The following is a 24,784-nucleotide window of genomic DNA, read 5'->3' on the forward strand; positions in this document are numbered from 1 at the left end:
ACTAACGTGGATGGGGTGACGGATGCCTCCACCCCCGAGTCGATCCGGAGGATGATCCGCCGCCTCGCCCCGGTGATCTACGGCCCCACGGTGCTGTTCGCGCTGGGCGAGGGGGCGGTCATCCCCCTGCTGCCGATCTTCGCCGCGCACCTCGGCGCCGACGTGCCGACGGCGGCCCTCGTGGCCTCGGCGCTCGTCGTCGGGCAGCTGTGCGGCAACATCCCCGCCGGCTGGGCCGTCGCCCGCATCGGCGAGCGGATCACGATGGCGATCGGCGGCGCCGTCGCCCTCCTCGGCGTCGCCGGGCTCGCGCTCGCGCCGAACCTCCTCGTGCTGGCGATCTCCGTCTTCGTGATCGGCCTCAGCGCCGCCGCGTTCGGACTGGCTCGGCACTCGTTCATGACGACGCGGGTCCCGCTCGTCTTCCGAGCACGGGCGCTGTCCCTTCTCGGCGGCACCTTCCGACTCGGCATGTTCGTCGGTCCGTTCGTCGCGGCGCTGCTCATCGGGATCTTCGGCGACGAGCATGCGACGGTGTGGTTCTTCGCGGTCTGCCTGATCGCGGCGGTGCTGCTCGTGATGCTCGGGCCCGACCCGGAGCTGCAGGTAGCCGTGCCGCGCACCTCCCCCGCACCGCGGAGCGACGCGCACCTCGCCGAAGACTCCGGCGAGCCCGTCACCGGGGCGATCCCCACGCCCGAGCGCGCGGGCGTGTTCCGAACGATGTGGCGCCACCGCGGCGTGCTCGCCCGGCTCGGCGTCGCCGCGGCGTCGCTGTCGGCCGTGCGTTCGGCCCGCCAGGTCGTGCTGCCGCTGTGGGGCGTGTCGATCGGGCTCGACGCGCAGACGATCGCGCTCGTCGTCGGCGTGTCGGGAGCCATCGATTTCGCGCTCTTCTACGCCAGCGGCCAGGTGATGGACCGGTTCGGGCGCCTCTGGGCGGCGCTTCCCGCGATGATCCTGATGGGGGTCGGCTTCCTTGCGCTGTCGTTCACGCACGATCTGCCGCAGGCGGCGATGTGGTACGCCCTCTTCGCCGCCGTGCTCGGCGTCGGGAACGGCCTGTCCAGTGGCATCCTGCTCACCCTCGGCGCCGACGTCGCACCTCAGGACGACCCCGCGCCGTTCCTCGGATCGTGGCGCACCCTCACTGATGCCGGCGGTGCGATCGCACCTCTGCTGTTCTCGGGCCTGTCGGCCGCCTTCTCGCTGTCTGTTGCGACCGGGGCGATCGGCGTCGTGGGCCTGCTCGGTGCGGCGGCGTTCGTGAAATGGGTGCCGCGGTTCGTGCCCGGGCCGCCGGCGGCGACGCGGGCTGAGCGGCGCGGGCTGTGAGGCGCGCGCCGAGCGCTGAGCGGGCGCGTCAGCGCAGCGCGGTGCGGCTCGTCGCGGTCGCCTCGATCGTCCAGCCGTCGGGCACGAACACGCTCAGCACCGGCGGATGCCACACGGTCGCGACCCGTACCCGGGCGGAGACGCCGTCGGGTGTGCCCGCTTCGACGAGCTGCGCGGTGCCGAGCGCGTCGATGATGTCGGATGCCTGGGCGTACACCCCGTCGTCGGTGAGGCGTGCCGTGGCGCCCGCGCCCGACACGGTGAGGGTGAAACCGTCGGCGCCTGCCAGCGCGGCGGCGTCGGCCGCGGCATCCGCGCGCTTCTGGGTCAGGTAGAGGCTCGTCGCGTCGACGCACACGAGCACGAGCGCGATGGCGAGCAGGGCGTAGCCGAGGGTCAGCAGGAGCACCGAGCCCTCGTCGTCGTCCCGCCCGTCGCCTCGCACCCGCGGGCGCAGCGTGTGGGCGGTCACGGCGCCGTTCCCCAGAACCGTGACACGCGCTGCACCGAGGCGGCCTCGACGGGCACGCGGGCGAGCTGATCGAGTCCGAGGACGGCGGGGACGAGCGGCAGCGGCACCGACGTGCGGACCGTGACCGACAGCAGCGCGCCCGGCGCGGGGCATTCGGGCGCCGACCGGTCGCAGTCGATCGAGACGTCCACCGCGGCGGGGTCGAGGCCGTATTCGGCGACGATCGCGTCGAGCACCCGGGCGCCGCGCGCGTCGGCGGTCACCGCGTCGGGCGACTCGGCGATCGTGCGGGCGAGCTGGCGGGCGCCGGTCTCCACCCCGAGCGACTGCCCCTGGATCGAGCCGAGCGCGACGATGAGGTAGACGAGCGGCACGAGCAGCACGAGCCCGACGAGGATGAACTCGAGTGCGGCGGACCCTTCGTCTCCGGGCGTGGCCGCGTCGGAACGGTCCCGATCGCGGTGCGGGCACACCGCGCTCCGCAGGTCAGTCGAAGCTCTCGCGCGGAGCATGGGCGGTCACCTCCATCCCGGCCGGCACGCCGAGCAGGCCGACGAGCGGGAGCGTCGCGACGACGGTGACCTGCACCTCCGGCCCGGCGCCGCCCTCGACGGCCGCGGCGCTGACCTCGGCATCCAGGGCTCCGCCCACCGCGGTGTCGATGAGCCGCGCGGTGCGCGCCGCGCCGTCGGCGGGCTCGGTGTCGGCGAGGGCGCCGTGGTAGGCGCCCTCCACCGCGGCGTCGTGCACGACGTTCCGCACGTAGACGGCGAAGGCGAGTTGCAGCACGCCGAGCGTGAGCACGGTCAGCAGCAGCCCGACGAGCACGAACTCCACCGGCGCGGAGCCGGTGTCATCGCCCTCGCCGAAGCCGCCGCCGCGCGCCCGCTCGGCATCCCGCATCGCGGGTCAGAGCCCCGAGACGCGGCTGAGCGCCTGCTCGAACAGGTCGGCGAGAGCCGGCCCGGCGAGGCTCCAGATCGCGACGACCAAGCCTGCGGTCATCAGCGTCACGAGAACCCAGCCGGGCACGTCGCCGCGGTCGTCGTCGATCGTGTTCGTGAGGGAGGCGCGGAGCCGTCCCCATACCGTGCGGATCATGTCCGCCTCCTTCCGACCGTCGCCGGTCATGAGATTCCGAGCTTGAGCATGACGATCCCCGGGAAGACGGCGAACAGCACCGACAGCGGGAGGATCAGGAAGACGAGCGGGAGGAGCATCAAGATCTCCTTGCGTCCGGCCGACTCGATGAGCGCACGTTTGGCGTCTTCGCGGGCGTCGACGGCCTGCTCCTGCAGCACCTGGGCGAGCGGGGCGCCGCGGTCCATCGCGGCGACGAGGTGTTCGATCGCCCGGGAAAGCGCGGGCGAGTCCGCGTTCTTGCCGAGGGCGAGCAGGGCGTCGGAGAGGTTCGAGCCCGTGCCGCTGGCGAGCACGGCGGCGCGGAGCTCTTCGGTCAGCACGCCCGACCCCACGTCGCCGACGCGCCGCAGCGCGTCGCGCAAGCCCTCACCGGCCGCGAGGCACAGCGCGAGGAACTCGAGCACCGTCGGCAGCTCCTCTTCGAGTCGGGCGACGCGGCGCCGGGCGCGCGCCGTGAGGCGCTGCTCGCAGAGCACGATCGCGATCACCGCCAGCAGCGGCGGCAGGAGCACGGCGATCAGTCCCCCGCGCCCGCTCATGGTCAGCACGACGGCGAGCACGCCGCCGATCGCGAGACCGGCGACCGCCCAGCCCAGCTGGGTGGCCCGGAAGGCCACGACGTCGGGAGCGAGTCCGGCCTGACGGAGCCGCTGCGCGAGGGCGTCGCCGCTCGCACCGCCGCCCCAGCCGGCGGCGAGCCGGTCGCGCGCGCTGCGCCACCCGCGCCACGCCACCGCCGGCTGGAGCGGCGTGAGTCCCACCGGGTCGGCGACGTCGCGCAGATACGGGGCGATCCGGCGCGTGAGGTTCGGCGCCGCCCAGCGCGGAATCCGCTGCGCGATCAGCAGCGCCCCCGCGGCGAACGCCGCGCCGAGGATCACCGCGCACGCCGCAGCGCTGACCGCACTCATCCGAACCACCGCTGCGGCTCGGGGAGCCGGCCGAGGCGGATCGTCAACCGATACGCGACGAGGGAGAGCACCGCACCGGCGATCACGACGACCACTCCGGCCGGCGTCGCGTAGGCCGCCGCCCCTTCGGGGCGGATCGCGAGCAGCGCCAGCACGATCCACGGCGCGACGACACCGACGATCGCGGCGCCGCGCACCCACGACTGGCGCGCCTCGACCTCGGCGCGCAGCGTGGCATCCGCCCGCACCGACGACGACAGGGCGCGCAGCACTCCGGTGAGCTCGGTGCCGCCGACGTGACGCGCCATGCGCAGGGTCTCGATGATGCGGTCGGCGACGGGGTCGGCGAGGCACGCCTTCAGCCGCAGGGCGCTGGAGTCGAAGTGACCGGATGCCGCCATGTCGGCCGCGAAGCGGGCGAACGCGCCGCGCAGCGCGGGCGGTCCGCTCGCCGCGAGCGCCGCGACGGCGTCGGGCAGGGACAACCCCGCGCGCACCGCCGACACGAGCAGGTCGCACACATCCGACCACAGCGCGCGGCGAGACCGGCGCAGGCGCCGCGCCCGTGCCTTCAGCCAGGAGAACGGTGCCGCAGCCCCGGCGGCGCCGGCGACGAATGCGACGGCCGGAAGCCCGGTGACGAGCCAGGCGACGGAGGCGCACACAGCGCCCAGTACGACGGCGATCACGCCCGGTCGAGCGGTGGGGGTGTGCGCGAAGCCCGCCTCCTGCAGCAGCCGCGACAGACGGCCGTCGACGGGAGTGGCCTTCGGCTGCTCGCTCGCGGGCCAGAGCCACGGCGAGATCGTGAGCAGCAGCCCCGCGGCGAACACCGCACCCCAGACGATCGTCACGACGCCACCCGCTCCCGCCCTGCCCTGAGGCCCGCCCGGTAGACCGGGCGCGTCTCGACGACCTGATCGTCGGTGCGGCCGGTCGTCTCCACGATCTCTTCGACGTAGCGGTGCCCGTCGGCGTCTCGCCGGCAGTGCACCACGAGGTCGACGCCGGTCGCGATCGCGGGCACGACGAAGCCCGCGTCGATGTTGCGGCCCGCCAGCAGCGGTAGTGCAGCGAGGCGGCGCAGCGCGTCGTCGGCGGAGTTCGCGTGGATCGTCGCGGCGCCGGGCACGCCCGTGTTGAGCGCCAGCAGCAGGTCCAGCGCCTCGGCGTCGCGCACCTCGCCGACCACGAGGCGGTCGGGGCGCATGCGGAGCGCCTCCTTCACGAGGCGCCGCAGGCTCACCGCGCCGGTGCCCTCGAGGCTCGGCTGGCGCCCTTGCAGGGCCACGGCGTCGGGCGCGGTGATGGCGAGTTCGAAGGTCTCCTCGACGGTGACGACGCGGTGCTCGGGCGGGCAGGCGCCGATGAGCGCCGCGAGGAACGTCGTCTTCTCCACTTGGTGCATGTGACGCACCTGTCGTGTGGAGGTGATTGCTGTGTTGATCAGGTTTGTTATTCGGGTCGGGGCGTCGGGAGGTGACTCGCGGTGAGCGGCACGGTGGTGGATCGCCCAGACGTTGCACCGTCGGTTGCGGCGGTCGAGCAGGTGCTGGTGTATCTCCGGATCAGTGAGGACCGCACCGGCGAGGAAGCTGGCGTGGACCGCCAGCGGGAAGACTGCCTTGCCCTTTGTCACCGGCTCGGGCTGCCAGTAGCTAAGGGCGATGTGTTCATGGACAACGATGTGTCTGCGTATCTAAACAAGAAGCGTCCCGGCTTCGAGCGGCTGCTGGAGCGGGTCAAGGCGGGGCGGTCGCGGGTAGTGGTGTGGCATGTGGATCGTCTCTACCGTCGTCCGCGGGAGCTGGAGGACTTGATCGATCTGGTGGAGTCGCATCCGATCCGCATTGAGTCGGTGATGGGCGGTGGGTTCGATCTGAACACGCACGAGGGGAGGTTGATGGCGCGTCAGCTCGTTGCGATCGCGTCGTATGAGTCCGGGCACAAGGCTGACCGCATCCGACGGGCGAACCGCGCGAAGGCCGAGCGCGGTGACTGGCACGGCCCGCCCCGCTTCGGGTACGGCCGTGGCGGGGTGCTCATCCCGGAGCAGGCAGCGGTGGTGCGGGAGATGGCCGACCGGTTCCTCGCCGGGCAGTCGTTGCGGGCGATCACGAAGTGGTTGAACGAGGAGTCCGGTATGCCATCCCCCAGGGCAGGGACTGGCACTTTGGGTGTGTGGCATGCGACGACGGTGAAGTCGATACTGTGCTCGGCGCGTATCTCCGGGCAGCGTGCCTACGATCCGGGCGTGCGGCCTGGTGAGGCGGACCCGCCAGAGGGCCGGGAGATTCTGGGGGCGGGATCGTGGGAGGCGATCATCACCCCGGAGGAGACGGCCCGGATCAGGGCCGTGTTCGCTAATCCGGACCGGCGCGTCGGGGCGACCTCGATCAACCTGCTGTCAGCGATTGCGACATGCGGTAAGTGCGGTGCCGGTCTGGTCGCGGGGCGCCACAAGGAGGGCAAGGGCGGCCTGGGGCCGGGCAAGCGGTTCTATTACCGGTGCATGGCCGTCCCCGCCTACCCGGAGCGAGGAGGTCTCACCGTGTCGGGTGCGGCATTGGACGAGCTGGTGCGTGATGCGGTGATCGCCCGTCTGGCGGCGACCGACCTGCCCAGTGCGGATGACGGTGCGGGCGGTGTCGTGAGTGAGGCGATGGGGAGGATCACCGCGGCACGGGCACGGATGGAGGACATGGCGCGCGACTACGGAGCAGGGCTGCTGACCCGCAGTGAGTACCACGCCGGGCGGGTCGCGGCGCAGAACGCCGTCCGCGACGCCGAGCTGCTGCTTGGGAAAGTCAACCGGGGTGCGGCTCTGGCCGGTGTTCCGGTCGGCGATGAGGCAGCGTTGCGGGTGGCGTGGGCGGAGTGGTCGATCGCGCAGAAACGCGCGGTCCTCACCGCGCTGATCGACACCCTCGTGGTCAACCCGCTTACCAGGCCTTCCAACACGTTCCGTCCGGACCGGGTCCAGTTGACGTTCAAAGCCTGAACCACCGCACGACAGGACGGGCCGCGCTTCCTCGCGGCCCGTCCTGTCGTGCTCAGACCAGGGGGTGCTCAGGTGGGATGTCGGATGAGTTTGGTGAGTTTGCGGAGTGTGACCGGATCGGCGACGGCGAACGGGACCCCAGAGTTCTCACACGCCGCGCGAGTCCACTCGGTCACATCGAACCCATCCGGCAGGAGCGAATCGACCTCACCCTCTGTTGCGGTCAGCGAGTCCGCGCTGTGGCGGTCCCGGCGGCCGGAGGGGGGCAGGGAGCTCATCGCACTTCTCCGGTGTCGGGATCGTAGCCGGCGTAGAAGGCGTCTTCTTCGTCCTGGCGGTCAGCGACATCGTCGAGGACGAACTGAACGAACTCTTCTTCGCGGTTCTCGATCACGACGTCCTCGACCGGTGGAGCGGCGTCTTCGCCGGGCCAGACGGTCTGCCGGGTGGGCCGGTCGCGGTCCAAGCGGGTGCCGCAGGTCGCGGTCCATTCGCGCAGGCGTTCGCGAGCCTCGGCGAAGTCCCGGTGCCAGCCGTGCGGGGCGGACCCGTTCTGCTCAGGGTCGTACGCGCACAGCCAGTGCAGGTGTAGCGCCGACAGCTCCCAGACGAGTTCGGGATGGTGGTGCCAGAACGGGGGCACCACCGAGGCGGCAAGGCCGTAGGTGCGACGCAGCCAGTGCACCCATCTGTTCAACTCCAGCCATTCGGTCTCGGCCTGCTCGGCGGTCAGCAGGTTCCAGTTCACCGGATGGGGCGGCTCGGCCACCTCGTCCTGCTCGTACTCGCCCGGGTGCGGCTCAGTGTCATCGGGGTAGCCCTCGTCGGGCTCCTCGTATTCGTCGGGGCTGTCGTGGTCGTCGGCGCCAGTACTGATGCTGGGCTCGCGGCTGTCGTCAGTCATCGTCATACCTCCGGTCAGCGGCCCAGCACGGACGTGCGGCTGGGTGCCTCTCGGCGGCGAGCGGGATCAGCGGGACCGGGGAATGCCGGAACATCGCGTTCGGGCGTCCTGCCACTACGGCGGGTGCGATCCACCTCGTAGCTGGTGCGGGCAAGGTCATGGCCGATCTTGGTGGCGACGAACTCCTGGCGTTCGACGTCCTGCCCGTCACGCTGCGTCGTGTACTTGCGGACATACCCTTCGGCGACGAAGCTATCGCCCTTGCGCAATCTGGCCAGGGCGCGTTCGGCAGTTGGGCCATATGCGGCGAGGTTGTCGTACGTCGGTTCCAGCTCCGTGAACGACCCGTCGTCCTCACGCCGGAAGCGCTGCTGCCCGAGCCGGGCGTAGAACCTAGTCTTACCGGTCTCCGTCACCGAATGCTGCGGGTCGGTGGCGATGAATCCCGACACCGACTCTTTCGTCTGGATCGCCATCAGACGCTCCTCCTGACCTCTCACGCGCCCCCTTTCCGCGGGGTCGCTCTTGCCAGGCAGGTACACCGCCAACCCTTACGACACCGCGCCCTTATGACGAGGGGGGATGCTGCAGCCGCTTCTCGACCTCGCCGCGGTCGGCGCGAAGCCGTGCGGCGTCGGGACGCTGGGTCCACGTCCGCATCCGCGTCACGATCGGTGGTGCGGAGCGCAACAGGACCAGGGCGGTGCCGAAAGGGAGGGTCCTGATCGCGTCGGGTGGGAGGATCGGCACCCGGCGAATGGAGCGTTGCGCGGAGCGGGAGCCGTGATCGCCGATGGTGGTCGAATCGGTCACCTCGTCCCGCTCGCCGATGAGCGTGGTGAGATCGTGGAGGTCTTTGGAGTTCGACGCCCCGCCGAGGACGATCTTCACGATCGAGGCGTCCCAGATCGCGCCGGCGGCGTTCTCCGACCACTTCTCCCGCGCCTGCGCCAAGGACTGGAGCACAGGCATGGTCGTGATCCCGGTACCCCCACCCTCGGCCATGAGCGTCGGAAGCGACGGCAAGGGCGCGAGGTTCCCGACTTCATCGAGCGCAAGCAGCACCGGCGGGTCCAGGCGGGCTCCCGGCGAGATGGCGGCAATGCGGCGTGCGGTCTCTACGAGGTCTTCGATGAACGCGGCCACCAACGCGGCGGAGTTGTTCGCGCCGGCGCCGGTGGCGAGCAGATAAAGAGTGCCGCGGTCACGGATGAAGCTCTCGGGGTCGAACCGTTCGTCCGGTCCCGGCGACACGGCATCAAGGACGCGGGGATCGGCGAGCGCGGCGAGGGCGAGGGAGACGCCTTGCCAGATGGAGTCGCGGGTCTTTGGGTCGGACTCGATGACCGCGCCGAGCGATTCTGCCCATCCAGGGGCGGCATTCGGCGTACTGGTGAGGATCGCGACGGCCTCGGCCGCAGCGGAGGGGTCAAGGGTCCAACGGAACAGTTCGGCGGGCGTGCGGTGGTCGAGGGCCGCGGCGTGCAGGAGACCTTGGAGGACGACGCGGGCTTTGCCTTCCCAGAACCCGCCGTCCTCGACCCCGCCACGGGACATCCCGGTGGCCGACGCGAGACCGGTGGCGCGGATCATCGCCGTCAACGGTTCCTCACACCCACGGATCGGCGACCAGCGGAGGCCGGCGGGGATGCCCTCGGCGAGGTGCTGCGGGTCGAACACCGCCACCGGCCCGGCATCCCTCGCCCGCGCTTGGAGGGTGGCGGTGAGGTTGTCCGGTCTCGTGCTGGTGGTGATGACCGCTCCGGGGGCGTCGAGGATTGCGTTGATGACGATGTGGGCGCCCTTCCCGCTTCTCGGCGGTCCGATGAGAAGGAGCGAGTCCTCCACACTCGCCCAAACGCTCTTGCCGCGGGAGACACCGATTCGGTAGCCGACCTCAGCGGCGGTGGGCTTGTCGAGGGACGGCCGCAAGTCCCCGGCGCGGCGCAGCAACGCGGTCTCGGACGCGGCTTTGGTGACGTCGGTGCGGGTGGCGATCCCGGCGATCCGGTACGGGTCGGCCTTGGCTTGCCGGCCGTGTTCGCGGAACGCCCGCCACACCCACCAGCCCAGCCCGCCCGTGGCGAGGATCAGGGCTGCGGCGGTGATCCAATAGGGCACGGCGTTCAGGCCCGGCGCGCCCAGCGCGATCGCGGGGTCGCCAGGGTTCAGGAGCACGCCGAGCCCGGCGTCGATGCCTCCGGTGGGCTGATCGGTGCCGGTGATCCACGCGGCGACCGACCCGGCTCCGCGGAGGATGCCGGCGAGGAGGGCGGCTCCGATGAGGAGGCTGATGCCGAGGTTGCTCAGCTCGTCCCCGAGAGACCCTGCTTGGCGTGGGGTGCTCATTGCGGGTGCCCGGTGGTGAGGGCGCCAGAGACGCGCCCGAGCAGAATGATCTCCCGGGTGGGACTCGCGGCGAGCTGGCCTGCGGTGAGGAGGGCGCGGGCGGTGCCGTCCGGGGCGGCGTCGGAGTGGCCGATCACGACGGCGATCGCCACGTCCTCACCGGGGACGAACCTCTCACCGTGCAGCACCACCAGCTCCTGCGGCGCGGCAGTCGCGGTGACCGGCTCCGGGTCTGGTGCGGGGTGCGGGCGGCGCTTGCCGGGGGTGAGGATGTCGGTGAACACGCTCCCGTCCGCCTCGCGCACCTCGACGCGCACCGGGGAATGGTGTTGGGCGGTGAGCTGGTCGAGCACTGCGGCGAAGTCCTCTCGCCGCCACGGCGGCGCGAACGCTTCCGGCTCGCGCGCGGTGCCGTCGAGGGTGACGGTCATGGTGCCGTCCTCGGCGATCGTCATCACGACGTGCGGGAGCACCACCGGCACCCCCGCGACCGCATCCGCGGGATTGGGGGAAGTGCGTTTGTAGCGAGGGCGGCTCATCGAGACTCCCCGCTCTCGGCGGCGGTCATCGTGGGTGACGAACCGTCACTCTGGGTGAGCTTCCGGGCCAGACCGGCGGCACGCTGAGACGTGTCGAAGAGGGAGTATTCGGCGGGGTGTAGTTGATGTTGGCAAATGAAGCTGCGCTCCTTGATCCGCCATAGCCCCTGCCCGGTGCCCAGGCCGGGGAGGAGTTTCTGTTCGGTGCCGGTCAGGCCGAGCGCGGTGGCGGTCGCGCCGAGCTGGTCGGGTTCTTGCCGGTAGATGATCCTCGTCTCCGCATTCGCGAGCAGCGATGAGGCCAGCGCGCGCATCGCGGACCCCTGATCGCCGACGTTGTCGAGATCGGTGAGCTTGTGGAAGATGAGCATGTTCGCGATCCCGAAATGCCTCGCCAGCCGCCACTGCGCATCCATCCGGCGAAGCAGCGCGGGGTATTGCATGAGTCGCCAGGCTTCGTCGTAGATCACCCACCTCTGCCCGCCATCCGGGTCCGACAGCGCCGACTCCATCCACGCGCTGGAGCAGGTCATCAGCACGGAGATGAGGGTGGAGTTCTCCGCGACTCGCGACAGGTCCAGCGACACCATCGGCAGCGACGGATCGAACCGCACCGTCGAAGGCCCATCGAAGAGCCCTTGCAGGTCTCCGGCGACCAGGCGACGCAGCGCGTGACCTGCGAGGCGGCCGTCTTCGGCGAGGCGCCCGTCGGGGTCGTCGGCGGGGTTGGGGGACAGGATGCGGTCGACGACCATCGGCAGGATCGGCACCGGAGCCGACCTCACGGCGTCCCTCAGGGCGAGGTCGATCGCGGTGTGCTCCAGCGGCGACAGCGGCCGATCCAACACCGTTTCCGCGAGGGCGCCGATGAGGTCGCGGCGGCGGGACGCGACCTGGACCGCCCACTCTGTGTCCGACACGGCCGTGGGCCGGTGGCCTTCATCGAGCGGGTTGAGCCGGTTGGACAGGCCGTGGCCGAGGATGATCGCCTTCCCGCCGACCGCTTCGGCGACCGCGGTGTGCTCGCCCTTCGGGTCGCCGGGCACATACACGCGCCGTCCGAACGGAAGGGAGCGGGTGTAGAGGGACTTCGCGAGACTGGACTTACCCGAGCCCACGATCCCGGCCAGGACTACGTTGGGGGCGGTGATGACCCCACGGGCATACAGCACCCACGGGTCGTAGACGAAGCTTCCCCCGCTGTAGAGGTCTTGGCCGACGAACACCCCGGCGGACCCGAGGCCGCCTTCGGCGAGGAACGGGTACTGCCCGGCGAGGGTCGCGGAGGTGTCCTGGTGCTTCGGGAGCCGGAACCGCCCCGGCGATCTGAGCGCCGCAGACCCCGGCTCACCCGCGGCGGGCAGGTATCTCGTCGCGCGCTTCTGCGCCTGTTCCGCCTCATACTTCGCCTTCGCCTCGGCACGGCGCTGCTGGCGCGCGTCTGCCCGTACCTGGTCGGCGGCGTGATGGCGGGCCTTGCGGTGCTTGCGGAGTTCCCCCTCGGGGCCGACGAGCACCGCCGTGTGCAGCCGGCTCTCCTCCTCGCGGGTCATCGGGACAACCCCCGCCCCGCGCCTGGGGTGGTGCGGCGGGAACCGGCGAACCAGTCTGGCTCCGTCTGCGCCGCCTCACGGCGGGACGCGCGCGTGACCGGCGCCCGCTCAGCGTGACGGGTCACGGGCTCAGAGGTGTCGATGCCAAGGAGCGCCGGGTCAGGCACGGCGTCGTACTCGCGCAGCAGATTCACATGCCCGAGGAAAGGACTGTAGGTGAGGGTGTACACGTCTCTGGTGGCGGTGCGGTCCAGGGCGCCTTCGGGCACCGTGTCGTACACGTACCCGTTCTCCAGCGCGTCCCGGGTGGTGTCCTCGCCGTAGTCGTGCCCGGCCAGATGCTCGATCGCCGCGTCGGTGCCGCGGCGGGCGATCACGTCGAGCACCCGATCTGCCTCCTCGCCTTCGAGGAACACGACACTGATCCACCGCGACGGCGCACGCTCCGGGGCGGCCTGCTCCGGGGCGTCGTACCAGGCGATCCGCCCGGAATGCGACATCGCGGCGTCCACGCGGTCGTGCACGCCGTCCAGGATGGTCGCGGCCTGATGCAACTCGTCCGCGGCAGCCAGCGCGGAGGTGGCACCGGCGGCCTGATCGCCCGCGTCGTCGTGCGCCCGGACACGGTAGGTCAGGTGGGTGGTGGCGAGCTGGTCGAGCACCTGCCGCAGCGACCGCACCCCGTACAGAACATCGCCGAGTACCCGGTAGGTGTCGGCGGGATCGGTGAACGTGCGGGAGGCGTGGGCGAGGCCCCGCAGCGCCTCGGACGCCTCGGTGGCATCAGTGGTCGGGTCATCGAAGGTCGGCATGATCGGGGGCTCCTTAAAGGGTCAGCAGGACACGGGTCGCAGGACAGGTGCGCGGGTTCGTCCTTCGCTCCTCAGACGGGACGGCACAACGGCAGCGCGGCGGCCGTGAACGCCTGCGCCTGCTGGCCGACCAGTCGGCGGGTCTCACAACTCGCCTGGATCGCGGCCTGCTCGACCGCGGCGACGGCGCCGTCGAGCTGATCCAGGGTCGGCGCGGAGATGCTGATGAGGCCGGAGACCCGCAGCACGCCGTGTCCTGCTGTCAGGTCGGCTTCCTGTTGCAGCACGTCATCGAGTTCGGCGGAAGATGCGGCGTCTTCGATCTGACCGATCTTGCGGCGCTGGGCAACATCGGAGATGAGTTCCGTCTTCTTCTTCCGCAGGTCCCGCGCGGCCTGGTCCGCCCGCACGGGGGTGTGGTGCAGGGCGAGGGTGCGCAGGATGCCCGAGGACAGCACTACCGGGGCGAGGAACCCGGGGTAGACCTGGGAGCGGGGCCATTCGCTGATCCACAGCACCGCGTGATGCGCGCTGTCCGAGCGCAGCCGGTCCCAGGTCTCGGTCACCGCGACCGGCCCCGCCGTGGCCAGGTCACGCCCCAGGGTTCCGTGGCGTTCCAGCGCCGGTGCGGCGGCCGGGTCGTACGCGCCGCGGAGGATCACCGCGACCTCCCCGGCTGTCAGCCACCCGCTGCTGGACAGCTCCGCGGCCCGCAGCGCCGTCGTCAGCGTCGTCATCTCCTGCCGCAGGACCGCAGCGGCCCCACGCATCCCACCGCCGGACGTGCGAATCTGGCGCGCGGCGGCGCGCATATCCAGCGCGAGACTGATGGTGGTCGCATGGCGTTCCCCGGCAGGCCCTGCCCGGTCGATCAGCTCCGCGTAGGTGGTCGCGGCCCAGGAGCCGTCGTTGCTGCCATGCGTCGCCCACCACTCCGCCAAGCCCGTCCCGGAGTCGGGCAGGGTGCGCTCGGAGACCTGGATGCGAGCGATCCGCCCCGACCGGCACGCCGCAGCCAGCACCCGCCCCCAGCCGGAGACGCGACGCTGCTGCTCACCCGGGTCGAGGAGCACGAACGCCGGATGGGAGACGCCCAGGATCGCCGTCAGCGTCTGCGCGTGCGGGTCGTGGATCATCGCCGCCCCGCTCTCGGGGTCCTCCCACTCCCGCAACGGCGCGGCATCACCAGGCAGGGCGAGGGTCCCGGCCGGGCGCGGCTTGATGATCCGGCGCCGGTAGATGAGCTGCCCGAGATACGTGCGCGACACCCAGCGGGCGAGGATCGGCACCCACTCGATCACCTTCCGCCCACCCGCGGGGATCACCGCGAGCAGCGCGGCCCCGCCCCACACCGGCGAGGTCCACGCCAGCCCCATGCCGCCGCCGGTGTAGAGGGATGCGACGAGGGTGAGCACGGCGATGCCGAGAACGATGAGCTGCGGAAGGGACAGGCCGAGCATGATCCCGCGCTTGGTCAGCCGGGAGAACTGCACCGGCGACAGCGGATACTCACGGTGCGCGTTCGCGGACATGGGGTTACTCCTTCCCCGAGGACGGCTTGGACGACGGCGGAGGCGGCGGGTCGGACCGCCGCGATCCCGATGTGCTCGGAGCGTCCGATGCCGGCGCGGGCGGCGTGGAACTCGAGGGCGGTGGCGTCGGCGATGCCGGGGGCGGCGTCTGCGACGGCGGCTGGGCGGCCTGCTCGGACGCGGCTCCTGCGTGACCCTCCGCGGCACCGCCGACTGTGCCGCCGAGCTTCGGGCCGGCGGTCGCCGCACCTTCCACGACCGCGGCTCCAGCCACAGCGGCGAGCCCGACCGGACCAGCAGCCGCACCGGCACCAGCACCTGCTTCAGCTCCTGCCCCGCCCACGGCAGGGGCGGCGGCACCTTCTGCCGCGGGGCCTGTAGTTCCTGGGCCGGCAGGCGGTGCCGGTGTCGGGCCACCGCCATCGCCACCCGTTGGCTTGACATCGCCGTCACCAGTGGGCTGGACATCGCCGCCACCGTTGCCGGAGGGTTTGCCGCCGCTGTCGTTGCCGCCGTCCAGCACCTTCTTGGCGGTGTCGCCGGAGGGTGCGGCAGGGATCGGGACAGGGCGGTTGAGCGCCTGCTTCGCCTCCTGCTCGGAGCTCATCGCGTGGTACATGTCGAACCCCACGAAGGACAGGAATTTATAGGTGATGTAGGGGGCGAACGCCGCGATGAACATGAGGACGACGCCCGCGATGGGGTCGCTGATGGATGCCAGGTCGGCCTCGATCGGTGCCGACACCTGCCCGATGGCCACCAGGAAGATCACGACGAGGACGAGCTTGGAGAAGATCAGCGCGATCACGAACGTCGCCCACTTCGCGAACCACCCCTTGGTCGCATCCCAGGTCGCCCCGGCGAGTGCGACCGGGCCGAACACGATCGCGACCAGCAGCAGCGCCTTGCGGATCAGGAGGGAGAACCACACGATCGCGGCCGCGGTGATCGCGAGGCCGGCGAGGAAGATCGTCAGGATCGCGCCGACGCCGGGGGCGGTGATGTTGATGGTCGCGAGCCCGGCGGCGAGGAGCCCGATCTGGGTTCCCATCCCTTCCATCGTGTTCCCGGTGGCCTGCACGATCCCCACCGCGAGCTGGTCGGTCACTTCCAGCAGCAGTGCCGTGAGCGTGATCACGAGGAAGCTGCCGAGGACGGACTTGGCGAGGCCGAGCGCAGCTCGGGACAGGGCGGTGGGGTCGCGGTGGATAAGGCCGGTGATGAGCTGGAGGCAGAAGAAGATCAGCATGATGAACACAGCGACGCCGAACAGGACGTTGTAAACGCCGACGTAGTCCGGGCTGGTGACGTCCACGAGGGTCGTGGTGTCGAACACCCACCAGACCGCCTCGAACAACCACGCCGCGGCGCCGGCCATCGCCTGGGCGAGCCAGTCGAATGGAGCCGCGATCAGGGAGGCGGTGCCCTCGCCCACGGCGTCGCACACGGAGGAGATGACCGGGACATCGCAGACGCTCACCGCAACCACCCCCGCGGCCGGGAATCGTGTCGAGCGGTCATCAGACGGCCTGCCCGACGCCCCAGAAGAAGTTGATGAGCGTCACCGCGGCGCCGCAGATGATCGCCGCGCCGCAAGAGACGAGGACACCGACCTTGCCGCGGCTGGCGAGGTGGGGGTTGGAGCTGTTGGCGCCGAAGCCCCACACGATCGCGCTGATAATGAGGGCCAAGACGGAGAGGATGAGGCCGACGGTCATGACGGCGCCGACGATGATGCGAAGCTGATCGATGCCGGGAAGGCCGGATGAGTTCGGGTCGATGTCGATCACGGTGTGCTCCTTGACGGTTCGCGGGAGGGTTCTCGCGAGTCAGGTGCACACGACCCACCTCCCCCGCCCGTGCGGGCGGGGCGCCCTATCGTGGAGGGGTGCCGGTGGGTCAGGTGAGCGCTGCGTACGCAGGACGCGCCGCGGACTACATCGATGCGCTCGGCCGGATCGAGTGCACCGCCGAGCAAGACCGGGCGATGATCGGCGCCTGGGCCGGTGGGGTGGACGGCCTGGTCCTCGACGTCGGCTGCGGCCCAGGGCACTGGACGGCCTGGCTTCAAGACCAGGGCAGAGATGCCGAAGGGATCGATCCCGTCGCGGCGTTCATCGACCACGCCCGTGCCGCCTACCCGCGCGTGTCGTTCCGGGTAGGACGGGCGGAGCATCTGGATGTCGCAGACGACAGTGTGGGCGGCATCCTGGCGTGGTACTCGCTCATTCACACTCCTCCGGCCGACATCCCGGCGGTACTCGGCGAGTTCGCCCGCGTGCTCGCCCCCGGCGGGTCGCTCGCGGTCGGGTTCTTCGACGGACCCGACCTCACTCCGTTCAACCACCAGGTGACCACCGCGTACTTCTGGCCGATCGCGGCACTCACGCAACGGATCGAGGACGCCGGGTTCACCGTGACGGCCCGCCATTCGCGGACCGACCCGGGCGCAAGGCCCCACGCAGCGATCGTTGCCCGGAGGCAGCCGACCGGGCGCATCCAGCCGCGCTGAATCGCACCAGTCAGAGCTGTGTGCCGATGTCGAGGAGGAAGTTGATCCAGGCGACGCCGGCTCCGGCGAGGGCGGCGGCACCGATGGAGACGAACAGGCCGACTCGTGCCTTGGTCGCGGCCTGGTAGTTGCCGTTGGCGGACGCGATGGCCCAGATGATGGCGCAGATGATCAGCATGAGCGCGGCGGTGACGAGGACGAACATGAGCAGTGCGCCGACGATGGCGCGGAGGTCGTCGGCGCCGCCGACGCTGCCGAAGTCGGGGAACACGTCCATCACGGCCCACCCCCTGTCGTGGTGCAGGTGGCCGGGGTGGTCTCTCCGCCGGTGATGTCTTCGGCGCCGTGTTCGCTCAGCCAGGCATCCGGGTCGATCGCCGTGCCGCCCGTGCCGCCGGGGCGAATCTCGAAATGCAGGTGCGGCCCTGTCGACCTGCCGGAGGAGCCGACGTCGCCGATGTGCTGTCCGGCGGTCACGGTGTCGCCCACAGCAACGTGGATGCCGTGCTCCCACATGTGCGCGTAGGCGGACGCGACCCGCTCGCCTGTCACGGCGTGTTCGATGACGACGAGACCACCGTATCCGCCGGAGGACCCTGCGACGGTGACAACGCCGTCGGCGACGGCGTAGAGAGGGGTGCCGTCGGCTGCGGCGTAGTCGGTCCCGGTGTGAAATGCGCGTTCCCCGCTGATCGGATGCACCCGCCACCCGAACGGGCTGGTCATCACCCAGGTGCCTTCGGGGAGCGGGAACACGATCCGGGTCGTTTCCGGCACCACCGGCTCCTGTTCTCCACCGCCTGTGGGTGCGGGGCGGGTGAGGGCGGTAAGGATCGCCTCGGCGACGGGCTGGTAGTTCTGATATCTGTCGGGATACGCCGAGACTTCGACGGCTTGGGCGGCCTCGCCGGGGTCCATCTGCTGCCAGCCGGGAATGTCGAGCAGCCCGCGGGGGCTTGGGTAGTTCGGGCCGGCCTCCCCGCCGTAGAACGCCCTGGCCTGGTAGTCCGGGTCCATCAGTTCGGCGACGGTGCCCCACCCGCTCGCGGGGCGCATCTGGAACAGCCCGAGGCTGTCGTGATCGGAGCCATTGCCGTCGTTCGGGTAATCGCCGGACTCCGGGTAGGCGCCGGTGTTAGCGAGCATCCGCAGCGAAGATTCGGTCAGCGCGGCCATCAGCGGGATGAGCACCCCGGGCCGGCCGACGCCGGCGGTCTGGCCTCCCACGGTGATGATCGTCGCGGCGTGGGTGAGCTGGCTCCGGTTCAGCGTGACCGTCTCCCCGTTCCGGGTCGTCGCTGTCAGAGAGTCCGGGATCGGGCCGACGTGCAACGACCCCGGCGTGCAGGCCCCGGTCGCGGAGGTGCCTCCGAGGGTGGCGACGCCGAGCAGCACGGCCTGTGGGGCGAGGAACAGCAGGACGAGGGCGAGGAGGGCGAGCTTCTTCATCGAGACACCCCCGGTCAGCGCAACGGGTTGTCGAGCTGCGAGAGGCGCAGCACCTCGCACCACCCGGCGTCGGTACCGCGAGCGGATGCCTCGGGGGTGCAGACGAGGAAGACGGTGAACGTCACCGGGCGGGACGCCTTGATCGGTTCGGTGCCCCAGATGCCTTCGCGGTGCCGGGTGCCTTCGACGGTGTACGCGATCGTCCCGTCCGGGATCTGCCCCGGCGCGGCCTGGGCGGTTGCGGTCTCCCAGGCGGCGGGGACGAACACCTCGTCGATGGTCAGGGACTGCGTGGTCGCGTAAGAACGCAACTGCGCCCAGGCGTCGTTCGCTGGCAGGTAGGCGCGCACGTCGGAGGCCAAGGCGTTCGCCTCGGCCTCAGCGGCGACCTCTGCCAGCGCCTGGGCGTAGTCCGAAGGGTCGTGCCCGGAGGTCGTGTCCCAGGTGAACAGCGCCTCGGCGATAGCGCGCGCGAACACTTCCGGGCCGAGGTTCTGCGGGATCGGGTCCGGGCCGGCGGTCGGTACCGGGTCTGGCCCGTTGGTCGGCGTCCGGGGCGAGGGATCGCTCGGCGCGAGGTCGGTGGTGGTGGCGGGGCCACGCAGCAGCCCGTAGATGCCGACGCCGGCCGGGAGCAGCAGGGCGAGGCCAGTGGCAGTGGCTGCGATGAGCAGGCGGCGGCGACGGCGATCCTCCGGTACGGCGGAGTCCATGAGCGGTGTCCTTCCCACGGGGCGGTGTCGCAGGGAAGGTGCACACTCCGGCCCTCGGCGCTCCCGGCGCGAGGGGTCTGCGGTCGCCTCAGGCGGTCTTGCGTTCCTGCGCGTCGCGAGCAGCCCGTGCGGCGTCGGCGAACGTGAGGGTGCCCGCGAGGATGCGTTCGAATTGCGCCCACTGCGCCGGGGCGAGGGCCGGGCCGATCATGGCGGGGTCGTACCGGTCCCACCAGGAGTCCAGGTCGTCCCAGAGGTAGACGAAGGACCGCACCGGCAACAGCACCATCCCACCCGCCTCCCTCTCGGTGCCGGTACCTGAGCGTGGTGTGGTGGGGCGGCGGCGCTTGGTCGCCGCCCGTGCGCGCTGGACCGCTTGCGCGGCGATGCGTTCCAGCTCGTCGGCGCGGGCGGCGGCTTCCAGCTCCCGCACCCGCGCGGCGCCGGCCGCGGCGGCTTCCCTCACCCCGGCCGGCTGGGTGTCATCGTCTGCGAGGGCGTCGAGGGTCGCCAGGTGTGCGGCGGCGTTGACCCGTCCCAGTGCCGGGTGCACCGGTGCGCCGGCGGTGATCGCGTCGACCTCTGCTTGCGCGCGGGCACGCACTTGCGCGGGCTGGGTGGGGTCGGCGGCAGTGTCGTGGATGCGGCCGAACTCCTCCAACCGTGTGTAGGAGGCGCGGCCGGTGACCATCTGCGCGGCCTGTGCCCGGGTGCGACCAGCCGTTTCGCCGGACGGTGGTGCCGATTCGGCCCCACCGTGTGACCTGGGGTTTTCGCTTTTCGTGGTGAACCGGCTCGCTTCCTGCCGGCGGGCAGCGTCCTCGCCCATGAGCTCCTTCAGTTCCCGGTACAGCGCCAGCTCCTCGGTCGAAGTGAGGGGCTTGTGCAGGAGGTTGTCGTCCTGCTCCGCGAGGAGCTCGCCGAGACGGGTGGAAATCCCTGAGCGGACCCAGACTTTGACGGTCTTCCACCCGAGGGTGCGGACGGCGAGGAGGCGGCGGGCACCGCAGATCAGCATCCCGTTCGGCGCGATTGTGATCGGCTGCAACATCCCGTCACGTTCGATCGACGCGACCAGTGCGTTCATGTCGCCCATGTCCTGCCGGTGGCGGCGGCCCGCCCAGATCGAGTCCGTCGCGCGCTCCAGCTCGACGTGCCCCTCGCCGCTGTTGTTGCTCATCGGGGGCCTGTGCCTTTGCGGGGTGCGGCAAGGGCCACCGCGGCGGTCAGGGTCTCGTCGCCATCCAGCGCGTGCAGCGGCTCATCCACCAGCAGGCGCAGCAGCACCCCGCGGCCGGCGCGGGTGTGCGCAAGGTGCGGGTCGGGGTTTCCCAGCAGCACCCGCAGGACACCCGTCCAGGACGCGAGGGGAAGGTCGAGGAGGGCGCGCGCGTGCTTGTCGCGCCGCAGCGACTCGAACGCTCCCGCCCGCGACGACGAGACCGCCAGCCTTGCGCATACGCACTCGGTCACCGATCTGGCGGTTTGCGGGTCCCACCCGTGCAGGCACAGCAACGCGATCGCGTCCTCCACTGCCGAGCCCACCCCGGTCTGACCATCCGGCGGGGTGCTCGGGGCGGCGGGGTCGTCGTCGCCGAACGGGTCGATGTGGAATGCGGAGTGGTACTCCGGCAGTGGGTTCTCCCGATCGGAGAAACGTTCGGCGTCGTGGAAGACCGAGTACTCGGGTCGGCGTGCACGGTCGACCGAGCACAACAGCCCGGTCCCGCGTTCCTCCGCGATGCACGTGACCCGCACCGCGGTGGTCACGATCGCCCACGGATCGTCCGCCGCCCTGGCGTTCGGTTTCCGCATCGCGTGGAACGCCGCCGTCGCCGCCTCCCACGGGTCCAACCCGTGCTTCCTCGCGAGGGCGGCGTATTTGGTCGCGGCGTGCCGCATCAGCGCGGCGACCTCCGGGTCGTCCTGCCACGCCCCGCTCCCGGCGTCGTGGAGCCGGTTCAGCAGAGCCCGCAGCCCTTCCGCATCCTCGAACCCGTGCCTCGCGTTCTCCCGGTCCGGCCTTGGATACGTGCGGCCTAAGCGACGCCGGTCGTCGTACGTGTGATCGGTCATGACGAGCTACCTCCTGATGAGCAGGTACACGCCCCGACCTGGAGGCACCTCATCGCGATCACGCTCGGGGTCATGGGTCAGCCCAGCCCGATCCCCGAGCGGGTCACCCACGAGTACGGGCGGTGCCGGGACTGCCCGAACGCCGACAGCGGCGGAAGACGATCCGCTCGCTCCCGCGCCGTATCCCGCCCGGCGCGTTCGCGCCCGGCCTGGCGTGCCCGGATGGTGCGGCGGGAGACAGTGACCGCGGTCACCGGCGCCCGACGGAGGCGGCGGGCAAGCTCTGCCTCGAAGGAGATACCGGCACCCGCGAGACGACCGCCCGCGTGGGTCATCAGATCCGAGGGCCGCACCCACTCCACGCCCCGCCCCGGCCGCTTCGCGCCCGCGGCGCGCGCTCCTGGGCGGGTCCGGCGTGCGGAGGGGTCGCGGTGCCTCGCCAACGCCGACGCTTCGCCTTCCTCGACACCGCGGTCCCGTCCGGCGACACTTCGCACGCTCTCCTCTCGCCGGTGACGCTGTCCCCGCCCACGATCGTGTTCCTCTCGCCGCCGCTCCTGACCGCTGGTCGTGGTAGTGCTCATGACGGGTCTCCTTCCTCTGTGGTGGTGTGCTCGGCAGGTGCACCCGCCCCGCCGCCGACAGGGAGGTGCGGGAACCAGCGGCCCACCGTGGAGGGGTGCACCCCGAGCCGGCGGGCGATCGCCTTGTTCGACCAACCCGCCTGACGCAGCTGAGCGGCGACCACCCGCCGATTCGCGCCCGCCGCGCTCTTGGCTGCCGACACCACCGGCACGCTCCGCCTGGCCAGCTCCGAAAGCGCATCCGCTTCGGGCTCGGTGGCAAGGCCCGCCTCTGACGCGTCAGCTGTCTCCGCCGTCGTCGTCACCACGCCAACCGGGTCTGTCGGTGCGGGGGCGGGGCGGGTGAGGATGACGGTGAGATGGGTGATCGCCAGCAGCACCACCGGCGGCACCGCCGCCACCGCCCCGGCCAGGACTGCGGGCACATCGGCGTCAGCGGCAACGACGGCGTGGATCGCGTTCCCCGTCACGGACACGACAGCGCCGGCGACCAGCAGCATCCACGGATACCACGCGGAGCGGTGACCGGCGAGGGCGACGACGGCGACGGTGGCGACGACGATGATGCCGTCCACGATCAACGGCCACGCCCACGCCTGCCCCGCCACGATCCCCGACCGCTGGGCAAGGTCTGCCAGGGCGGTGAAGCTGAGCCAGAATGCACCCAGGGCGATCAGCACTGTCCCTGCTACCGCGGTCATCACCGCCAGCCGGACCCCACGACGCGCCGCAGGAAGATGGGCGACAGGTGTGCGGGGGTTCATGAGAGCACCTGCCTGGTGACCGACCGCGGCCGCCGCGGCGGCTCGTGCTGTCCGAACCCCGGCGAACGTTCAGGAGAGGACATCGGCTGGGTGGTGCGGTAAGCGGAGCGGATCGTCGCGGAGGTCTCCCGCGCCCCGAGACCGGCGTGCTCCGCCGCCGGCGCAAGGACCGCCCACGTGTCGGCGGGGGCGACGCCCGCCTCGGCGAGCCGGCAGGCGGCCCAGAACAGGCCGCGATTGCGTTCGCCTTCGCCGAGAGCGGCAACCCACCCCGCCAACCGCCTCGCATCGAGTGCCCTCGGCGTCCCACCCTGCCAGGCGCACGGTTGGGGGCGGGGGTCGAGGAAATCCCGCAATGCGGCGGCATCCACGGGCTCCGCCAGCAGCACGCCCCCCGCTCGCAGCGTGTACGAGCCGTCCACCCCGCTGCCGGTCTGGGCGGTGGAGGGCGGGATGACGACGTAGCCGCCCTCCCCGCGGAAGTCGACGTGCGCTCGGGCAGCCTGCCACGACGGCTGGGAGCGGTCCGGGTCGGTCGGGAAGTAGGCATGCATCCCGCCCGAGGTGGTGCGCACCAGCGCCAGCCAACCGGGCACGAGCCCCGCGGCGCGCGCACGACCGAACCCCGCGAACCCCGACCCCGCGGGCTTGCGGTCCACATCGACGACCTCCACCCCCGACACCGCCCCCGTGGGCATCCCGAGGTTCGCGGCCGGCCACCGCCGCCACCACGCCGCCACCTGTAGGGGGTCGGTCGTCGCGTCGTGGAACCCCCGTGAGGTCAGCGGCCGCTTCTGACCGGACACACACGGGAACACCGGCACACCAACAGCGGCGAACCGTGCAGCCGCTCGTGCGGGTGATAGCCCGGCGACCTCAGCGAACAGAGCCGCGATATCCATCACAGACTCCTCACCACGGACTCGCGTCCCGGCGAGCGTCGCGCCGGCTCCGCAGCGAATGCGTCGGCTGCGACCGTCGCCCGGGTGGTGGCCCGCTCGGCATCGCGCCTGGCGGCACGTTCGGTCGCGCGGGGCTCGCGGGACAGGCCCGGCGGGTCACCGCCACCAAGCTGCACGGTGGGGAGAGCATCGAGGATTGCCGAGGCGCTCTTCCGCACCCGCTCCCCGGTGGCCTGCACGACTTCCACGGCGGTCTTGTCCTTCACGCTCGACGCCCACCCGGACACGTACGGCAGGGTGTAGATGCTGGTATCGACTCCGTGGGCGGCGCCGATCATCGCCGCGACGGACTCGGCTTCAACCTCCCCGATCCCGCGATGCCACCCGTCCCCGCCCATCCGGGCCTCATGTCCGAGGTCGATGTGCGCCAGCTCGTGGCTGAGTGTTTTGACCTTTTGGAGGTCGTCCATGTCGGCCCACACGGACACGGTGCGGTCGGTGAAGTTCGTCACCCCGTTCGCCCCACCGATCGCGGCAGCATCGGGCACGGTGCAGACGGCGAAACCGCGCTCAGCGATCACTGTCGCCAGCCCGGCCCACAGTCCTTCCGGTGCCTGGCCCTCCAGCAGCACCGGGCGCGACAGTTCGGGTACCGGGGCGTCGCCGTTGGTGCTGGAGACATCCCAAACGTAGGCAGGGCGGACCCCGACCATGCGAGAGCGGACCACCTCACCCGCCCGCGGCTTCTCGAACTTCTCCAACCTGCGCCACGAATCCGCATCCGACGGCGTGGTGGTGGCGAAGCGCCCGGTGACTGGGGCGAGGATCATGTACCCCGGCTGACCCTTCAACACTTGCCGGCCGAGGGTCTGCCACTGCTTGTACCCGGCGACATAGGTCGGCTCGGGGTCGGGCACCCGGCCCGCCTCGAACGCCGCGAAGTGCTGCCGCGCGATCAGAAGGCTGTTGGAGAAGCTCCTGGTCCTGAACTTCGCCGCGAACTCGATCGCCCGTCGCCAATCGTCCCCGGACACGAGCCGATCCACCGCGTCAGTGAGCTGTTCGTGCAGCGCGTCGAGCTTCGCGTCTCGCGCCGCCCGCGCTTCCTCGGCTGTCGCCATGCTCGGCCTCCTCCCGTAGACCCCAGTGAGGTCCTGCGACCATGAGGTACGCCGGGAGGATCAGGACAACGAGACGGACGACGGAACGAACAGAGCGACCATCAGATTCTCC

Annotated in this window: 26 protein-coding genes and 1 pseudogene; 3 read left to right on the forward strand and 24 right to left on the reverse strand. The window is 71.2% G+C overall.

The window, feature by feature from the left end; translation table 11 throughout:
- The first annotated feature begins 51 nt into the window (after positions 1 to 51).
- Positions 52 to 1,335: an MFS transporter gene (locus LOK55_RS04115; RefSeq protein ID WP_229934418.1), complete on the forward strand. Its 1,284-nt coding sequence runs from the start codon at positions 52 to 54 to the stop codon at positions 1,333 to 1,335.
- A 28-nt stretch (positions 1,336 to 1,363) separates the two neighbouring features.
- Here LOK55_RS04115 and LOK55_RS04120 read toward each other — a convergent pair whose 3' ends face one another.
- From LOK55_RS04120 to LOK55_RS04150, 7 genes are read right to left on the reverse strand one after another with little or no spacing between them, the layout of a single operon-like run.
- Positions 1,364 to 1,807 (reverse strand): pilus assembly protein TadG-related protein, encoded by a 444-nt coding sequence (locus LOK55_RS04120; protein ID WP_229934359.1) that lies wholly within the window; start codon positions 1,805 to 1,807, stop codon positions 1,364 to 1,366.
- The gene (locus LOK55_RS04125; protein ID WP_229661414.1) at positions 1,804 to 2,319 is read right to left on the reverse strand and encodes a TadE family protein; all 516 of its coding nucleotides are present in this window, start codon (positions 2,317 to 2,319) and stop codon (positions 1,804 to 1,806) included. Before LOK55_RS04125 ends, LOK55_RS04120 begins: the two co-directional genes overlap by 4 nt.
- Positions 2,294 to 2,710, reverse strand: coding sequence for a TadE/TadG family type IV pilus assembly protein (locus tag LOK55_RS04130; RefSeq protein ID WP_141378982.1), 417 nt, complete (start codon positions 2,708 to 2,710; stop codon positions 2,294 to 2,296). Before LOK55_RS04130 ends, LOK55_RS04125 begins: the two co-directional genes overlap by 26 nt.
- Before the next feature lie 6 nt (positions 2,711 to 2,716).
- Positions 2,717 to 2,908: a hypothetical protein gene (locus LOK55_RS04135; protein ID WP_196324372.1), complete on the reverse strand. Its 192-nt coding sequence runs from the start codon at positions 2,906 to 2,908 to the stop codon at positions 2,717 to 2,719.
- A gap of 26 nt (positions 2,909 to 2,934) precedes the next feature.
- Positions 2,935 to 3,861: a type II secretion system F family protein gene (locus tag LOK55_RS04140; RefSeq protein ID WP_229934360.1), complete on the reverse strand. Its 927-nt coding sequence runs from the start codon at positions 3,859 to 3,861 to the stop codon at positions 2,935 to 2,937.
- Positions 3,858 to 4,715, reverse strand: a complete 858-nt coding sequence (locus LOK55_RS04145) for a type II secretion system F family protein (RefSeq protein WP_229934361.1) — start codon at positions 4,713 to 4,715, stop codon at positions 3,858 to 3,860. The genes LOK55_RS04140 and LOK55_RS04145 overlap by 4 nt, the downstream gene beginning before the upstream one ends.
- A complete protein-coding gene (locus tag LOK55_RS04150) occupies positions 4,712 to 5,269 on the reverse strand; it encodes an ATPase, T2SS/T4P/T4SS family (RefSeq protein WP_374107615.1) in 558 nt (185 codons plus the stop codon). Before LOK55_RS04150 ends, LOK55_RS04145 begins: the two co-directional genes overlap by 4 nt.
- Positions 5,270 to 5,350: 81 nt before the next feature.
- Between LOK55_RS04150 and LOK55_RS04155 the strand changes: the two genes are divergently transcribed.
- The gene (locus LOK55_RS04155; protein ID WP_229934362.1) at positions 5,351 to 6,862 is read left to right on the forward strand and encodes a recombinase family protein; all 1,512 of its coding nucleotides are present in this window, start codon (positions 5,351 to 5,353) and stop codon (positions 6,860 to 6,862) included.
- Between the two features lie 274 nt (positions 6,863 to 7,136).
- Here the strand turns inward: LOK55_RS04155 and LOK55_RS04160 are convergent, their stop codons facing one another.
- The 9 genes from LOK55_RS04160 to LOK55_RS04200 all read right to left on the reverse strand — a co-directional run bounded on the left by LOK55_RS04160 (position 7,137) and on the right by LOK55_RS04200 (position 16,341).
- Positions 7,137 to 7,766, reverse strand: coding sequence for a hypothetical protein (locus LOK55_RS04160; RefSeq protein WP_229934363.1), 630 nt, complete (start codon positions 7,764 to 7,766; stop codon positions 7,137 to 7,139).
- A gap of 14 nt (positions 7,767 to 7,780) precedes the next feature.
- A complete protein-coding gene (locus LOK55_RS04165; RefSeq protein WP_229934364.1) occupies positions 7,781 to 8,242 on the reverse strand; it encodes a single-stranded DNA-binding protein in 462 nt (153 codons plus the stop codon).
- A gap of 91 nt (positions 8,243 to 8,333) precedes the next feature.
- Complete coding sequence (locus LOK55_RS04170; RefSeq protein ID WP_229934365.1) at positions 8,334 to 10,115, reverse strand: type IV secretory system conjugative DNA transfer family protein; 1,782 nt, start codon at positions 10,113 to 10,115, stop codon at positions 8,334 to 8,336.
- Positions 10,112 to 10,654: a hypothetical protein gene (locus LOK55_RS04175; RefSeq protein ID WP_229934366.1), complete on the reverse strand. Its 543-nt coding sequence runs from the start codon at positions 10,652 to 10,654 to the stop codon at positions 10,112 to 10,114. Before LOK55_RS04175 ends, LOK55_RS04170 begins: the two co-directional genes overlap by 4 nt.
- Positions 10,651 to 12,207: an ATP-binding protein gene (locus LOK55_RS04180; protein ID WP_229934367.1), complete on the reverse strand. Its 1,557-nt coding sequence runs from the start codon at positions 12,205 to 12,207 to the stop codon at positions 10,651 to 10,653. The genes LOK55_RS04175 and LOK55_RS04180 overlap by 4 nt, the downstream gene beginning before the upstream one ends.
- Complete coding sequence (locus LOK55_RS04185) at positions 12,204 to 13,019, reverse strand: hypothetical protein (RefSeq protein WP_229934368.1); 816 nt, start codon at positions 13,017 to 13,019, stop codon at positions 12,204 to 12,206. Before LOK55_RS04185 ends, LOK55_RS04180 begins: the two co-directional genes overlap by 4 nt.
- Positions 13,020 to 13,090: 71 nt before the next feature.
- A complete protein-coding gene (locus LOK55_RS04190; protein WP_229934369.1) occupies positions 13,091 to 14,551 on the reverse strand; it encodes an SCO6880 family protein in 1,461 nt (486 codons plus the stop codon).
- Positions 14,552 to 14,555: 4 nt separating this feature from the next.
- Positions 14,556 to 16,031, reverse strand: a complete 1,476-nt coding sequence (locus LOK55_RS04195) for a type IV secretion system protein (protein WP_229934370.1) — start codon at positions 16,029 to 16,031, stop codon at positions 14,556 to 14,558.
- Between the two features lie 40 nt (positions 16,032 to 16,071).
- Entirely contained in the window at positions 16,072 to 16,341 is a 270-nt protein-coding gene (locus LOK55_RS04200; protein WP_229934371.1) for a DUF6112 family protein, read from the reverse strand.
- Between the two features lie 98 nt (positions 16,342 to 16,439).
- Between LOK55_RS04200 and LOK55_RS04205 the strand changes: the two genes are divergently transcribed.
- A complete protein-coding gene (locus LOK55_RS04205; protein WP_229934372.1) occupies positions 16,440 to 17,063 on the forward strand; it encodes a class I SAM-dependent methyltransferase in 624 nt (207 codons plus the stop codon).
- 10 nt (positions 17,064 to 17,073) lie between these two features.
- On the opposite strand, the gene LOK55_RS04210 is transcribed toward LOK55_RS04205, so the two are convergent.
- The 8 genes and pseudogenes from LOK55_RS04210 to LOK55_RS04245 all read right to left on the reverse strand — a co-directional run bounded on the left by LOK55_RS04210 (position 17,074) and on the right by LOK55_RS04245 (position 24,672).
- Positions 17,074 to 17,340, reverse strand: coding sequence for a DUF6112 family protein (locus tag LOK55_RS04210; RefSeq protein ID WP_229934419.1), 267 nt, complete (start codon positions 17,338 to 17,340; stop codon positions 17,074 to 17,076).
- 5 nt (positions 17,341 to 17,345) lie between these two features.
- Positions 17,346 to 18,512: pseudogene (locus LOK55_RS04215) on the reverse strand (M23 family metallopeptidase); the annotation flags it as partial.
- A 14-nt stretch (positions 18,513 to 18,526) separates the two neighbouring features.
- Positions 18,527 to 19,225 (reverse strand): hypothetical protein, encoded by a 699-nt coding sequence (locus tag LOK55_RS04220; protein WP_229934373.1) that lies wholly within the window; start codon positions 19,223 to 19,225, stop codon positions 18,527 to 18,529.
- Between the two features lie 88 nt (positions 19,226 to 19,313).
- A complete protein-coding gene (locus LOK55_RS04225) occupies positions 19,314 to 20,405 on the reverse strand; it encodes a ParB N-terminal domain-containing protein (protein ID WP_229934374.1) in 1,092 nt (363 codons plus the stop codon).
- Positions 20,402 to 21,301: a hypothetical protein gene (locus LOK55_RS04230; protein WP_229934375.1), complete on the reverse strand. Its 900-nt coding sequence runs from the start codon at positions 21,299 to 21,301 to the stop codon at positions 20,402 to 20,404. Before LOK55_RS04230 ends, LOK55_RS04225 begins: the two co-directional genes overlap by 4 nt.
- A gap of 580 nt (positions 21,302 to 21,881) precedes the next feature.
- The gene (locus tag LOK55_RS04235) at positions 21,882 to 22,586 is read right to left on the reverse strand and encodes a DUF2637 domain-containing protein (RefSeq protein WP_229934376.1); all 705 of its coding nucleotides are present in this window, start codon (positions 22,584 to 22,586) and stop codon (positions 21,882 to 21,884) included.
- 59 nt (positions 22,587 to 22,645) lie between these two features.
- Positions 22,646 to 23,551, reverse strand: coding sequence for a bifunctional DNA primase/polymerase (locus LOK55_RS04240; protein WP_229934377.1), 906 nt, complete (start codon positions 23,549 to 23,551; stop codon positions 22,646 to 22,648).
- The gene (locus tag LOK55_RS04245; RefSeq protein WP_229934378.1) at positions 23,551 to 24,672 is read right to left on the reverse strand and encodes an ArdC family protein; all 1,122 of its coding nucleotides are present in this window, start codon (positions 24,670 to 24,672) and stop codon (positions 23,551 to 23,553) included. Before LOK55_RS04245 ends, LOK55_RS04240 begins: the two co-directional genes overlap by 1 nt.
- Between the last annotated feature and the right edge of the window lie 112 nt (positions 24,673 to 24,784).

This window comes from Microbacterium sp. F2E (assembly GCF_020905435.1).
Taxonomy (GTDB): domain Bacteria; phylum Actinomycetota; class Actinomycetes; order Actinomycetales; family Microbacteriaceae; genus Microbacterium; species Microbacterium lacticum.

Excerpts from the sequence above, each read along its gene's own strand:
- LOK55_RS04115 (WP_229934418.1), top strand. The coding sequence starts at position 52 with ATGATCCGCCGCCTCGCCCCGGTGATCTACGGCCCCACGGTGCTGTTC.
- LOK55_RS04225 (WP_229934374.1), bottom strand. The coding sequence starts at position 20,405 with ATGAGCAACAACAGCGGCGAGGGGCACGTCGAGCTGGAGCGCGCGACG.
- LOK55_RS04235 (WP_229934376.1), bottom strand. The coding sequence starts at position 22,586 with ATGACCGCGGTAGCAGGGACAGTGCTGATCGCCCTGGGTGCATTCTGG.
- LOK55_RS04125 (WP_229661414.1), bottom strand. The coding sequence starts at position 2,319 with ATGCTCCGCGCGAGAGCTTCGACTGACCTGCGGAGCGCGGTGTGCCCG.
- LOK55_RS04135 (WP_196324372.1), bottom strand. The coding sequence starts at position 2,908 with ATGATCCGCACGGTATGGGGACGGCTCCGCGCCTCCCTCACGAACACG.
- LOK55_RS04210 (WP_229934419.1), bottom strand. The coding sequence starts at position 17,340 with ATGGACGTGTTCCCCGACTTCGGCAGCGTCGGCGGCGCCGACGACCTC.
- LOK55_RS04160 (WP_229934363.1), bottom strand. The coding sequence starts at position 7,766 with ATGACTGACGACAGCCGCGAGCCCAGCATCAGTACTGGCGCCGACGAC.
- LOK55_RS04180 (WP_229934367.1), bottom strand. The coding sequence starts at position 12,207 with ATGACCCGCGAGGAGGAGAGCCGGCTGCACACGGCGGTGCTCGTCGGC.
- LOK55_RS04185 (WP_229934368.1), bottom strand. The coding sequence starts at position 13,019 with ATGCCGACCTTCGATGACCCGACCACTGATGCCACCGAGGCGTCCGAG.
- LOK55_RS04190 (WP_229934369.1), bottom strand. The coding sequence starts at position 14,551 with ATGTCCGCGAACGCGCACCGTGAGTATCCGCTGTCGCCGGTGCAGTTC.
- LOK55_RS04170 (WP_229934365.1), bottom strand. The coding sequence starts at position 10,115 with ATGAGCACCCCACGCCAAGCAGGGTCTCTCGGGGACGAGCTGAGCAAC.
- LOK55_RS04150 (WP_374107615.1), bottom strand. The coding sequence starts at position 5,269 with ATGCACCAAGTGGAGAAGACGACGTTCCTCGCGGCGCTCATCGGCGCC.
- LOK55_RS04220 (WP_229934373.1), bottom strand. The coding sequence starts at position 19,225 with ATGGACTCCGCCGTACCGGAGGATCGCCGTCGCCGCCGCCTGCTCATC.
- LOK55_RS04240 (WP_229934377.1), bottom strand. The coding sequence starts at position 23,551 with ATGGATATCGCGGCTCTGTTCGCTGAGGTCGCCGGGCTATCACCCGCA.
- LOK55_RS04175 (WP_229934366.1), bottom strand. The coding sequence starts at position 10,654 with ATGAGCCGCCCTCGCTACAAACGCACTTCCCCCAATCCCGCGGATGCG.
- LOK55_RS04130 (WP_141378982.1), bottom strand. The coding sequence starts at position 2,710 with ATGCGGGATGCCGAGCGGGCGCGCGGCGGCGGCTTCGGCGAGGGCGAT.
- LOK55_RS04140 (WP_229934360.1), bottom strand. The coding sequence starts at position 3,861 with ATGAGTGCGGTCAGCGCTGCGGCGTGCGCGGTGATCCTCGGCGCGGCG.
- LOK55_RS04245 (WP_229934378.1), bottom strand. The coding sequence starts at position 24,672 with ATGGCGACAGCCGAGGAAGCGCGGGCGGCGCGAGACGCGAAGCTCGAC.
- LOK55_RS04230 (WP_229934375.1), bottom strand. The coding sequence starts at position 21,301 with ATGACCGATCACACGTACGACGACCGGCGTCGCTTAGGCCGCACGTAT.
- LOK55_RS04165 (WP_229934364.1), bottom strand. The coding sequence starts at position 8,242 with ATGGCGATCCAGACGAAAGAGTCGGTGTCGGGATTCATCGCCACCGAC.